Source organism: Streptomyces lavendofoliae (assembly GCF_014649735.1).
In the GTDB taxonomy this organism is placed as follows: domain Bacteria; phylum Actinomycetota; class Actinomycetes; order Streptomycetales; family Streptomycetaceae; genus Streptomyces; species Streptomyces lavendofoliae.
In genome coordinates, this window is sequence record NZ_BMTP01000007.1 from 287,645 (window position 1) to 299,952 (window position 12,308).

Annotated in this window: 9 protein-coding genes and 1 pseudogene; 2 read left to right on the forward strand and 8 right to left on the reverse strand. The window is 74.7% G+C overall.

What is annotated here, in order from left to right:
- Positions 1-264 precede the first annotated feature (264 nt).
- Entirely contained in the window at positions 265-894 is a 630-nt protein-coding gene (locus tag IE109_RS15975; RefSeq protein WP_229891097.1) for a helix-turn-helix transcriptional regulator, read from the forward strand.
- Positions 895-915: 21 nt separating this feature from the next.
- On the opposite strand, the gene IE109_RS15980 is transcribed toward IE109_RS15975, so the two are convergent.
- Positions 916-1,785, reverse strand: coding sequence for an ABC transporter permease (locus IE109_RS15980; protein WP_189551537.1), 870 nt, complete (start codon positions 1,783-1,785; stop codon positions 916-918).
- The gene (locus IE109_RS15985) at positions 1,782-4,571 is read right to left on the reverse strand and encodes an alpha/beta fold hydrolase (protein WP_189551538.1); all 2,790 of its coding nucleotides are present in this window, start codon (positions 4,569-4,571) and stop codon (positions 1,782-1,784) included. Before IE109_RS15985 ends, IE109_RS15980 begins: the two co-directional genes overlap by 4 nt.
- 132 nt (positions 4,572-4,703) lie before the next feature.
- On the opposite strand from IE109_RS15985, the pseudogene IE109_RS33170 reads away from it, so the two are divergent.
- A pseudogene (locus IE109_RS33170) lies at positions 4,704-5,071 on the forward strand (dienelactone hydrolase family protein); the annotation flags it as partial.
- 187 nt (positions 5,072-5,258) lie between these two features.
- Here the strand turns inward: IE109_RS33170 and IE109_RS15990 are convergent.
- From IE109_RS15990 to IE109_RS16015, 6 genes are all read right to left on the reverse strand, one after another.
- A complete protein-coding gene (locus tag IE109_RS15990; protein WP_189551539.1) occupies positions 5,259-5,867 on the reverse strand; it encodes a DUF4291 domain-containing protein in 609 nt (202 codons plus the stop codon).
- Positions 5,868-5,986: 119 nt separating this feature from the next.
- A complete protein-coding gene (mmsA, locus tag IE109_RS15995; protein WP_189551540.1) occupies positions 5,987-7,489 on the reverse strand; it encodes a CoA-acylating methylmalonate-semialdehyde dehydrogenase in 1,503 nt (500 codons plus the stop codon).
- A gap of 14 nt (positions 7,490-7,503) precedes the next feature.
- Positions 7,504-9,411, reverse strand: coding sequence for a 3D-(3,5/4)-trihydroxycyclohexane-1,2-dione acylhydrolase (decyclizing) (gene iolD, locus IE109_RS16000; RefSeq protein ID WP_189551541.1), 1,908 nt, complete (start codon positions 9,409-9,411; stop codon positions 7,504-7,506).
- Complete coding sequence (gene iolB, locus IE109_RS16005) at positions 9,408-10,223, reverse strand: 5-deoxy-glucuronate isomerase (RefSeq protein ID WP_189551542.1); 816 nt, start codon at positions 10,221-10,223, stop codon at positions 9,408-9,410. Before iolB ends, iolD begins: the two co-directional genes overlap by 4 nt.
- Positions 10,224-10,260: 37 nt before the next feature.
- Positions 10,261-11,145 (reverse strand): Cgl0159 family (beta/alpha)8-fold protein, encoded by an 885-nt coding sequence (locus IE109_RS16010; protein ID WP_189551543.1) that lies wholly within the window; start codon positions 11,143-11,145, stop codon positions 10,261-10,263.
- Entirely contained in the window at positions 11,142-12,215 is a 1,074-nt protein-coding gene (locus IE109_RS16015; protein WP_189551544.1) for a 5-dehydro-2-deoxygluconokinase, read from the reverse strand. The genes IE109_RS16010 and IE109_RS16015 overlap by 4 nt, the downstream gene beginning before the upstream one ends.
- Positions 12,216-12,308: the final 93 nt, after the last annotated feature.

The following is a 12,308-nucleotide window of genomic DNA, read 5'->3' on the forward strand; positions in this document are numbered from 1 at the left end:
GCTCGTCCGGGGGCGGCGCGAGCCGGCCGGTGAGGCCCGGCGCAGGACTTGGCTTGGACTCGCCAACCGAGGAACACACCCTTGTCACCGTACGCAGTCGCATGCGTACATGGAGTTGCGTCTGTTCCCAGGGGATGGCGGGGGTGGTCAGCCGTGACGAACGTCCCGGGCTCCGTGCTCGGCCGAGCGGCATTAAGAGAGGCGAGACCGGTGCGTGCCGTGCCACAGCAGGCACCGCGCCCGGCGGGGCAGCCGGTGCGGGGGGTGAGACAGATCTGCGCGACGCTCGCCGCGCTCACCGAGTCCGCCCGCCATGAGCTGCTGACCTTCGACGACCCGGCCGCGTGCCTGGGCCTGCCGATCCCCGAGCCCTTCCTGGAGCTCGCCGGCACGTGTGTGCGCACGGCGACGCAGCGGGTGACCACGGTGCGTCAGATCGTGCCCCGGCACGCACTGTCCAGGGTCGCCGCCGCCGACGTCGCCGGGGCGGCGCACCTCCCGGGCCGGGCCAGGCTGACGCAGTCCATCCCCTTCAAGATGATCGTGGTGGACCGTGCGGTCGCGGTCGTCCCCCTCGACCTCGAACTGCTCTACAACGGGCTGCTGCTGATCCGCGACCCGGTCGTGGTGCAGGCCATGGTGCGGGCCCACCACGCCTGGTGGGAGACCGGCGACGAGGTCCCGGCGCGCCCGGCGCCCCCGGGGGCGTTGCCCACGCACCTGAGGCCGGTGCTGGAGGCCCTGCTGGCGGGGCTCACCGACGAGACGGCCGCCGCGCGGTTGGGCATATCGGGGCGCACGTACAGCCGTCGGGTGGGTGAGCTGCTCGCGGCCCTGGGCACGACGAGCCGCTTCCGGGCGGGAGCGGAAGCGGCTCGTCGCGGCTGGCTCTGAGGCCGGGCCCGGCGCCGGCGGCTAGGACACGATGTCCTTGCGGGCGAAGCCGCGGAAGGCGAGCGCGAACAGAATCAGGGCGTACGTCACGGACACCGCCGAGCCCTTGAGCATGCCGCTCCACTCCAGTTGCGGCTGGAGGGCGTCGGCCCATGCGAACTGCCAGTGCGCGGGCAGGACGTCGCGCCAGGAGCCGAGCGCCGTCACCGCGTCCAGGACGTTCCCGATGATCGTCAGGCCGACCGCACCGCCGACCGCTCCGAGCGGCGCGTCGGTCCTGGTCGACAACCAGAAGGCGAGGCCCGCCGTGACCAGTTGGGAGACGAAGATGAACGCGACGACCAGCGCGAGGCGCGGCACGCTGTCCGCCGGGGCGAGGGAGCCGCCCGTGGGCAGGCGCAGCGGTCCCCAGCCGTAGGCCACCGTCCCCGCGGCGAGGGCCACCAGCGGCAGCAGCAGCATCGCCGCCGCGCTGAACCCGAGCGCCACGGCCAGCTTGGACCACAGCAGCCGGGCCCGCGGCACGGGGGCGGCCAGCAGATAGCGGAGGGACGACCAACTGGCCTCGGACGCCACGGTGTCGCCACAGAACAGCGCCACCGGCACCACCAGCAGGAAGCCGGCCGACACGAACAGGCAGGTCGCGGCGAAGTTGGCGCCGGACGCGGTCGCCGTGTCCATCAGGGTGATCCGGTCGTTGCCGCGCCCGTCGGGGGTGCCACCGATCGCGAAGGCCGCGATCAGCACCAAGGGCAGAGCGGCCAGGATCGCCCCCATGACGAGGGTGCGGCGCCGCTTGAGCTGGCGTACGGCTTCGACACGCAGCGGCAGGGTGCGCCCGGCCCGGTAGCCGGGCGCGGACTGGACCGCTGCTTCCACCGGGGCGCTCATGCGGATCCTCCTCCGATCAGGGTGAGGAACGCGTCCTCGAGGCGGCGGTGCGGGCCGACACCGGTCAACGGCACGTCTAGCCGGACGAGTTCCGCGATCAGGCCGGAGGCGGTCGCGCCGTCCAGGCGTACCAGCAGACCGCCGTCGGCGGGCTCCACCGAGGCGACGCCGGGCATGGCGCCCAGCTTGTCGATCAGCGGTCCGGGCACCTCACCGGCCGTCGTGACGAGCAGCGTGTCGCCCGAGCCGGTGATCTCGGCGACCGGTCCGGCCTGCACGAGCCGGCCCCGGTCCATCACGACCAGGTGCGTACAGGACTGCTCGACCTCGGACAGGAGGTGGCTGGAGACGATGACGGTACGGCCTCCGGCCGCGTACCGGATCATCACGTCCCGCATCTCGCGGATCTGCGGCGGGTCGAGTCCGTTGGTCGGCTCGTCGAGGATGAGGAGGTCCGGGAGGCCGAGCATCGCCTGGGCGATGGCCAGCCGCTGCCGCATGCCCTGCGAGTAGGTCCGGACGGCGCGGGCCAGGGCGTCGCCGAGGCCGGCGATCTCCAGGGCCTCGTCGAGGTGCGCGTCGTCGGCGGGGCGGCCGGTGGCCCGCCAGTACAGCTCCAGGTTCTCCCGGCCGGACAGGTGCGGCAGGAAGCCGGCACCCTCGACGAAGGCCCCGACCCGCGACAGCACCGGCGCGCCCGGCCGGATCGCGTGGCCGAAGACACGGATCTCACCGTCGTCGGGGGTGATCAGGCCCATGAGCATGCGCAGCGTGGTGGTCTTGCCGGCACCGTTCGGTCCGAGGAGCCCGAGAACCTGGCCCTTCTCGACCCGGAAGGACAGGTCGCGCACCGCGTACCGGTCGGCGGACCGGGCATACCGCTTGGTCAGTCCGCTGATGGTGAGCGGTACGCCGGCGAGCGCCGGGTCCGGCGGGGGCGCCGTGGTGCGGCGCCGGGCGGTGAGCAGCAGGGCCGCGGCGATCAGCACCCCGGCGGCCGGCATGCCCCACACCCACCAGGGCAGCCCGGCGGCCTCGGTGCGCACGGCGGGCGCCGTCGGTACGGACAGCGCGCCGGTCACGCCGACGGTGTAGGACGCCGGGGTGGCCGGGGAGGCGTAGCCCAGGTCGGTCGCGGCGAGGACCAGGCGCAGCCGGTGCCCGGCCTCGACCTCGTGGTCGACGGCCGGCAGCGTCAGCTCGACCACCTTGCCCTCCTTGGCGCCCTCGACCCGGACCGGGGTGACCAGTTGGGCGGGCAGCACCTGGCGGCGGCCGTCGGGGCCGACGTCGTACACCTTGGCGAACAGGACCGCCTCGCCGGTGTCGGAGGCGACGGTCACACGGACCGTGGGCGAGCCGGTGACACGCAGCGGCTCGGTGAGGGGCGGGGACTCGAAGCGGGCGTGCTGCCCGGGGAAGTCGAGCGACAGTCCGACGCCGAGGGACGACAGCTGGGACAGGCCGCCGCCGACGCCCGGGACGGCGGAGATGGCGGGCGGGGTGGCCCCCGGGGGGTTGCGGAAGGTCTGCGGCCCGCCGGCGAGGGGGACGGTGCGGAGACCGGCCCGGAGGCCGGGGTAGCCGGCGCCGGTCGCGCCGCGCAGCCGGGCCTGCCCGTCGGTGGTGTCGACGCCGCCGGTGCGGCTGACGCGGAAGGCGGGGCCGGTGTCGGCGCCGGTGTCGCCCTTGAGGTACCGGTCGAACCAGGCGCCGATCCGTGCCTGGACGCGTGCGGTCTCCCGGTCGCCGCCGTCGTGCCCGCCGGCGATCCAGTCGACGGCGACGGGGGCGCCGTTGGCGCGGACGGCCTTGGCGATGGCGTCGGCGTGCGGCAGCGGGAAGAGGGAGTCGGTCTGCCCCTGGACGACGAGGGTGGGCACCTTGATGCGGTCGCCGACGGCGGACGGGCTGCGCTCCGCGAGCAGCGCGCGGGCGGCGGCGTCCGGCTTCCCGGCGACCCCCACCCGCTCGTACATGGCGCACAGCACGTCCTGGAACCGCCCGCACGCGACGGTGGGCGCGTCGGACGCCGCCGCCGGGGCGCCGCCCCTCGCCGGGGCGCCCGGCTTCCGGGCCTGGGCGTCCGCCGCTCGCGCCTCGTCCTGGCCGGGGGCGCGGCCCGGGGGCTGCTCGTTCTCGACGGGTGCGCGGTCGCGGGGCTGGTCCGACGACGCCGCCGTGCCGGTGGTGAAGAAGATGCCGGCCCACAGTTTCTTGTAGACCCCGTCCGGGAAGAGCGCGTCCGCCAGGTTCCAGTAGGTGATCTGCGGGGCGATGGCGTCCACCCGGCGGTCGTACCCGGCCGCCGACAGGGCGACCGCCCCACCGTACGACACGCCCGAGATGCCCACCCGCGGGTCGCCGTCCCCGTCCAGCCGGACCTCGGGGCGCCCGGCGAGCCAGTCGATGAGCCGGGAGACGTCCTTGACCTCGTGGTCCGGGTCGTTGAGCCCGATGCGTCCCGTCGAGGCACCGAAGCCTCGGGCGGACCAGGTCAGGACCGCGTACCCGTCACGTGCCAGCTGCTCGGCCTGGGCGCGCACGTCCTCCTTGCTGCCGCCGAAGCCGTGCCCGAGGAGCACGGCGGGGCGGCGGACGCCGTCGGGGCCGGCGGTGAAGAAGGAGGTGTCGATCCTCGCTCCAGGCATCTCCAGCACTCTGTCCTGGCGGCGCGTGGCGGGCCCGTGGTCGGAGGCCACGGCCGTCCATGTGCCGGCGCCCGCGAGCAGCACCACGGTCGCGGCCGCGGCGGCCGTCCAGCGGCGGGGGATTCGGATCTGCATGTCCCGACCCTAAGCGCCGCACCGCCGCCGCTCGGCTGCCGCACGGCGGAACTCGGGGGCCTTCCTGAGGTGTACGCCCCGCCCCCGCCGTACAGCATCCGCGGTACCCGGCGGGGCAGTGCGGGATGGGCCGGCACCGGGGGCGCCGTCGCGCTGGCACTCGGGCGCGCCGGCGCCGGCCCGCGCGCGATCGGGACGGTCGACGCGCCGACCACGGGCCGACCCGGAGAGGCGGCGCGCATCCGCTGCCCGGCGTGGGCCGGCGCCGGGTCGGATGACCCGGTCATGCCGGCCGCGCAACGGGACGCGTGCGCGGCCGAGACACAGGGCGCCGGCGTCGACCGGCGCCTCGTGGTCTGCGGCGGCGCCCCGCACGCCTTCCACCACCCGCCCGTCGACCGGACCGTGGTGCCCGGGGTGGGCACCACCCCCGGCACGCGGAACGGGCCCGGCGCGACGTCGTCGGCCTGCTCGCCGAGGGCCTGCCGCCGACGGAGTGACCGGCCGGCCGGCGCGCGTGCCGTTCCAGGGTCTGTCTTTCGGATCAGGCCGGATCAGGGAGCGGGGTCTGGCGCGTGCGATCGCAAGGCGGAGGAGGGAGCCAACGCGGAGCGTTGGCGACCGACGACAACGCGGCGAGCGTGCGTGCCAGGCCCCGCGAGCCCGGCATGATCCGAAAGACAGGCCCTAGGCGCCCGGCGGGACGAGGTGCCCGAGGAGGTCCGTGCCGGCCGGGTACGGGCGCTCCTCGGGCAGCAGCCGGGCCGCCGCGCCGAGGTCGCCCTCCCGCACCAGGGCATGGGCCTCGCGCGCGAGCGGGGTCACGTCCCGTATGGAGACCGTCCACTCGTCGGCGTACCGCGCGGACGCCTCGCCCGCGAGGCCCAGCTGGAGCGAGCGGTGCGGCAGCGGCGCCAGGCGCAGGTCGCGCTCGGGGTCCCACTGGACGCGGGCCGGGGACTGCCGCAACTGCCGCTTCCAGGCGTCCTGGTCGGGGTGGAAACCGGCCACGTAGTGCGAGAGGCAGGCGTGGCGCAGCGCCCACGCGAAGCCCTCGCGGGTGATCTCGACGGCCAGGACGGTCTCCTGATCCGGCTTGGTGGCCCAGCCGCAGCGGTACATCATCCACAGGAAGCTCGGCTTGATCCAGGTCATCCGGTCCCGCTTCCAGGCGGCCGGGAAGCGGCCCGTGCGGGCGGCGGGGCCGCCGATCCCGGGCGGGTACGCCTGGTAGACGGTCACCGTGTCGTCGGTGTACAGGGCCCGGATGCGGTACTTCGGTTCGTCGGCGTGCATGCCGGACAGGATCGACGGCCGGCCCCGGTCGGAGCCAGCCGTTTTCTCCGCCTCCCTCCGCCCGCCTCCCCGCCTCCCGGCCCCCGGCGGGCGGGGCCGCGGGCGGGCGGCGAGGGATGTCAGTGGTTGCGGGGGAAGCCCAGGTCCACGCCGGCCGGGGCCTCGGAGGGGTCGGGCCAGCGGGTGGTGACAACCTTGCCGCGGGTGTAGAAGTGCACGCCGTCGTTGCCGTAGATGTGGTGGTCGCCGAAGAGGGAGTCCTTCCAGCCGCCGAAGGAGTGGTAGCCGACGGGGACCGGGATCGGGACGTTCACGCCGACCATGCCCGCCTGGACCTCCAGCTGGAAGCGGCGGGCGGCGCCGCCGTCACGGGTGAAGATGGCGGTGCCGTTGCCGAACGGCGAGTCGTTGATGAGGCGGACGCCCTCCTCGTAGGTGTCCGCGCGCAGCACGCACAGCACCGGTCCGAAGATCTCGTCGCGGTACGCGTCGGAGTCCGTGGACACCTTGTCGAGCAGCGACAGCCCGATCCAGTGGCCGTTCTCGTACCCGTCGACGGTGTGGCCGGTGCCGTCGAGGACGACCTCCGCGCCCTGGGCGGCGGCGCCGGTGACGTACGAGGCGACCTTGTCGCGGTGGGCGGCGGTGATCAGCGGGCCCATCTCGGAGGCCGGGTCGTCGCCGGGACCGATCTTGATCTTCTCGGCGCGCTCGCGGATCTTCTCCACCAGCTCGTCGCCGATGGCACCGACCGCGACGACGGCCGAGATCGCCATGCAGCGCTCGCCCGCCGAGCCGTACGCCGCCGAGACCGCCGCGTCGGCGGCCGCGTCGAGGTCGGCGTCGGGGAGGACCAGCATGTGGTTCTTGGCGCCGCCGAGGGCCTGGACGCGCTTGCCGTTCGCCGAGGCGGTGGTGTGGATGTACCGGGCGATGGGCGTCGAGCCGACGAAGGAGACGGCCGCGACGTCCGGGTGCTCAAGCAGGGCGTCGACCGCGACCTTGTCGCCGTGGACGACGTTGAGGACGCCGTCGGGCAGACCGGCCTGGGAGGCCAGCTCGGCGAGCAGGTTGGCGGCGGACGGGTCCTTCTCGCTGGGCTTGAGGACGAAGGTGTTGCCGCAGGCGATGGCCAGCGGGAACATCCACATCGGCACCATCGCCGGGAAGTTGAACGGCGTGATGCCGGCGACCACGCCGAGCGGCTGGCGGATGGCGGCGACGTCGACCCGGCTGGAGACCTGGGTGGACAGTTCGCCCTTGAGCTGGACGGTGATCCCGCACGCCAGCTCCACGATCTCCAGGCCGCGCGCGACCTCGCCGAGCGCGTCGGAGTGGACCTTGCCGTGCTCGGCGGTGATCAGCGCGGCGATCTCGTCGCGGTGGGCGTCGAGCAGCGCGCGGTAGGCGAACAGCACGCCGGTGCGCTGGGCCAGCGAGGACGTGCCCCAGGTCGCGTACGCGGCCTTGGCGGCGGCGACGGCGGCGTCGACCTCCTCGGCGGAGGCCAGGGCGACCCGCGTGGTGACGGCGCCGGTCGCGGGGTCGGTGACCGGGCCCCAGTTGCCCGACGCGCCTTCGACGGTCTTGCCACCGATCCAGTGGTTGACGGTCTTCGTCATGACGAAAAACTCCTTCACAGATGGCGGCGCCGGGCTGCGACGTGCCGGTCGTACTCCTCGCGGGCCTTGACCGCCGACGTGCGGGTCGCCGTCTCGGCCACGGGCACATCCCACCATGCCTCGGAGGCGGGCGCGCCCGACACTGTGTCTGCCGTTTCGGTCTCCACGTAGACACATGTGGGAACGGTCGCCGCACGGGCATCGGCGAGGGCTTCTCGCAGGTCACGGACGGTGTGGGCGCGCAGGACGCGCATGCCGAGGCTGGCGGCGTTGGCGGCCAGGTCGACCGGGAGCGGGTCGCCGGTGTACGTGGTGTCGGCGGCCCGGTAGCGGTAGGCGGTGCCGTACCGTTCGGCGCCGACGGCTTCCGAGAGGCCGCCGATCGAGGCGTATCCGTGGTTCTGGAGGACGACGACCTTGATGGGGACGTGCTCCTGGACGGCGGTGACGATCTCGGTGGGGTTCATCAGGTACGTGCCGTCGCCGACGAGGGCCCAGACGGGGCGGCCGGGCGCGGCGAGGGCGGTGCCGATGGCGGCGGGGATCTCGTAGCCCATGCAGGAGTACCCGTACTCGACGTGGTACTGGTCGCGGGAGCGGGTCCGCCAGAGCCGATGGAGGTCGCCGGGGAGCGATCCGGCGGCGTTGATCAGGATGTCGTCCGCGGTGACCAGGGTGTCGAGCACCCCGAGGACCTGCGCCTGGGTGGGCCGGGCGTTCTCGTCGGCGGGGGTGTACGCGGCGGTGACGCGGGCGTCCCAGCCGGCCCTGAGCCGCGCGTACTCGGCCGCGTACGGCGCGGGGACGGTGTGGCCGGTGAGGGCCTCGGCGAGCTGCTCCAGCCCCTCGCGGGCGTCGGCGACGAGTGGGAGGGCGGCCATCTTGTGGGCGTCGAACCCGGTGATGTTGAGGTTCACGAAGCGGACGCCGGGGTGGGCGAACAGCGTGGAGGACGCGGTGGTGAAGTCGGTGTACCGGGTGCCGACGCCGAGGACCAGGTCGGCGGTGCGGGCGAGGCGGTTGGCGGTGGAGGTGCCGGTGTGGCCGATGCCGCCGACGTCGGCGGGGTGGTCGTACCGCAGGGAGCCCTTGCCGGCCTGGGTGGACGCCACGGGGATGCCGGTCGCGGCGGCGAACGCGTCCAGCGCGGCTTCGGCGGCGCTGTGGTGGACGCCGCCGCCGGCCACGACCAGGGGCCGCCGGGCCGCCCTGACGGCCCGCACGGCGGCGTCGAGTTCGGCCGTGTCGGGGCGGGGGCGGCGCACCCGCCAGACCCGTTCGGCGAAGAACTCCTCCGGCCAGTCGTACGCCTCCGCCTGCACGTCCTGCGGCAGGGCGAGGGTGACCGCGCCGGTGGCGGCCGGGTCGGAGAGGACCCGCATGGCGGCGAGGGCGGCGGGGACCAGCGCCTCGGGGCGGGTGATCCGGTCGAAGTAGGCCGACACGGGGCGCAGCGTGTCGTTGACGGACACGTCCCCCGCCCAGGGCACTTCGAGCTGCTGGAGGACCGGGTCGGCGGGCCGGGTGGCGAAGGTGTCGCCGGGCAGCAGCAGCACCGGGAGGCGGTTGACGGTGGCCAGGGCGGCGCCGGTGACGAGGTTGGTGGCGCCGGGGCCGATGGAGGTGGTGACGGCGTGGGCGGACAGGCGGTTCGACTGGCGGGCGTGGCCGACGGCGGCGTGGACCATGGCCTGCTCGTTGCGGCCCTGGAGAAAGGGCATCACGGGCGGTCCGGGCGGTGTTCCCGGCGGGGGCGCGGTGGCGTGCTCCACGAGGGCCTGGCCGATGCCCGCGACGTTGCCGTGGCCGAAGATGCCCCAGGTGGCGGCGACCAGCCGGTGACGCCGTCCGTCGCGTTCGGTGAACTGGCGGGCCAGGAAGGCGACGAGCGCCTGGGCGGTGGTGAGCCGTCGGGTGCTCATCGGTATCCCTCCGTGCGGTGGCCGGGGTGGAAGCGGATCTTCCATTCGCGTTCCCGGCCCGGCCCCGCCATGACGTTGAGGTAGTACATGGCGTGGCCGGGCTGGGCGATGGACGGGCCGTGCCAGCCGTCCGGTACGAGGACGGCGTCACCGCCGCGGACCTCGGCGAGGAGGTCGGCGCCGCCGGGGCGGGAGGGCGAGACGCGCTGGTAGCCCAGCCCGTCGCCGTCGATCTCGAAGTAGTAGATCTCCTCCAGTTCCGCCTCCTTCCCGGGCAGGTGCTCGTCGTGCTTGTGGGGCGGGTAGGAGGACCAGTTCCCGCCGGGCGTGACGACCTCGACGGCGATGAGCCGGTCGCACGCGAAGGTGTCGGCGGCGGCGAAGTTGCGCACCTCGCGGGCGCATCGGCCGCTGCCGCGCGCCTCGACCGGTACCTCCGGCGCGGGGCCGTAGCGGGCGGGGAGTCGTCGCTCGCACTTCGCTCCTGCCAGGGCGAAGCGGCCTCCCGCGCCGGAGGCGATCTGGGCGTGGGCGTCACGCGGTAGGTAGGCGAAGTCGGTGACGCCGCCGAACACGCCGTCGCGGCCCAGCAGTTCGATGCCCAGGCCGTCGACCAGAACCGTACAGCCGCCGGTGAGGGGAAGCAGGATCCACTCGCTGTCGCCGGTCGTGAGGTGGTGGGTTCCGCCGGGGCCGAGGTCCAGGACGCGCAGGGAGCAGTGGGTCCAGCCGGCCCGCTCCGGGTCGATGTCGAGGGCGTAGGGACCGCGGGCGGCCCCGCCCCTCGGTACGTGCAGCTGCTGGTCGGTCATGATCCTCTCCGTACCCTCCTGGAACGCCCCTCGCTCCTCAGAGCAGGCTCACGGCGGTGTCGACGGCGGCGGCGACGTCGCCGTCCGCCGGATAGAGCAGGGACCGGCCCACCACCAGGCCCTGGACGGTCGGCAGCCGCAGGGCCCCGCGCCACTTCTCGTACGCCGCGTCCTGGTCGGGCCCGACGTCGCCGCCGAGGAGGACGGCGGGCAGGGTCGTGGTCTCCATGACCCGCGCCATGTCGTCGGGGTGGTCGGTGACGGGGACCTTGAGCCAGGTGTACGCGGAGGTGCCGGCCAGCCCGGAGGCGATGGCCAACGACGTGGTCACCGCCTCGGGGCTCAGGTCGTTGCGGACGCGGCCGCCGGCCGGGTCGCGGCGGGAGAGGAACGGCTCGACGAAGACCGGGAGCCGCCGCTCGGCCATGGCGTCGATGGTGCGGGCGGCGGTGGTGAGGGTGGTGAGGGAACCGGGGTCGGTGGGGTCGATGCGCAGCAGCAGTTTGCCGGCGTCGAAGCCGAGCCGGGCGAGGTCCTCGGGGCGGTGGCCGGTGAAGCGGTCGTCGAGCTCGAAGGCGGCTCCCGCGAGGCCGCCGCGGTTCATCGAGCCCATGACGACCTTGTCCTCCAGGGCGCCGAGGAGCAGCAGGTCGTCGAGGATGTCGGCGGTGGCGAGGACGCCGTCGACGCCGGGGCGGGAGAGCGCGAGGCAGAGCCGCTCCAGCAGGTCGAGGCGGTTGGCCATGGCGAGCGGCCGGTCGCCCACGGCCAGCGCGCCGCGGGCCGGGTGGTCGGCGGCGACGATCATCAGCCGTCCGGAGGCGCCGAGCAGCGCCCGGCGCGCGCGGCGGGCGGCGGCCTCGGCGACGGCCTCCGGGTGGCGGGTGCGCACCGCGACGAGGTGCGCGAGGTCGACGGTCACGGCCGCGCGCCGTCCAGGAGGGCCGCCACCTCGTCCGGGAACGGCATGGCGGACGAGCAGGCGAGGCGGGAGGCGACGATCGCGCCGGCCGCGTTGGCGTACCGCACGGCCCGCTCCAGGTCCCACCCGGCCAGCAGCCCGTGGCACAGGGCTCCCCCGAACGCGTCGCCCGCGCCCAGGCCATTGACCACCTGCACCGGGACGGGCGGTACGCCGGCGGTGTCGCCGTCGGCCGTCATGGCGAGGACCCCCTCGGGGCCCTGCTTGACGACGGCGAGGCGGACACCCGTGTCGAGGAGGGCTCGGGCGGCGGCGTGCGGGTCGCGTTCCCCGGTGGCGATCTCGCACTCGTCGACGTTGCCGACGGCGACCGTGGCGTGCCGCAGCGCTGCGGCGTAGTGGGGCCGGGCCTCGTCGGCGCCGGACCAGAACATCGGCCGCCAGTCGAGGTCGAAGACCGTGACCCGCCCGTCCGGCCCGGCGGCGTACGCGGCGGGGTGGCTGCCCGGGCGCGCGGCGGGGCGCGGGCCGGTGGGGTCGCCCCCGTCGGTGCGGGCGCCCCCGCCCGAGGCGGCGGACCGGGGGCCTGCGGACCGGGCGGCGAGGGCGGCGAGTGTGGCGGCGCGGCTGGGTTCGGCGGACAGGCCCGTGCCGGTCATCCAGAAGACCCGGGCGCTCGCGACGGCCGCCAGGTCGAGCTCGTGCTCGTGGATCTCCAGGTCGGGGGCCTTGGGCTGCCGGTAGAAGTAGAGCGGGAAGTCGTCGGGCGGGAAGATCTCGCAGAACGTGAGCGGGGTGGGGTACGCCTCGACCGGTGTCACCCACCGGTCGTCCACGCCGAACGCGCGCAGCTCGCGGCGCAGGTACGCGCCGAACGGGTCCGCGCCGGTGCGGGTGATCAGCGCGGTGCGCCGGCCGAGCCGGGCCGCCGCGACCGCCACGTTGGAGGGCGAGCCGCCGAGGAACTTGCCGAACGTCTCGGCCTCGGCGAGCGGGACGCCGGTCCGCAGCGGGTAGAGGTCCACCCCGATGCGCCCCATGGTGATGAGGTCGTACGGATCGGTCGTCATCCGGTTCCCCTTCGCGTCGGCGCCGGGGTCAGGTCTAGCCGCCCCTGGGACAACCTGTCAACATTTTGTCCGGACATTCGGACCAAGCCTTGA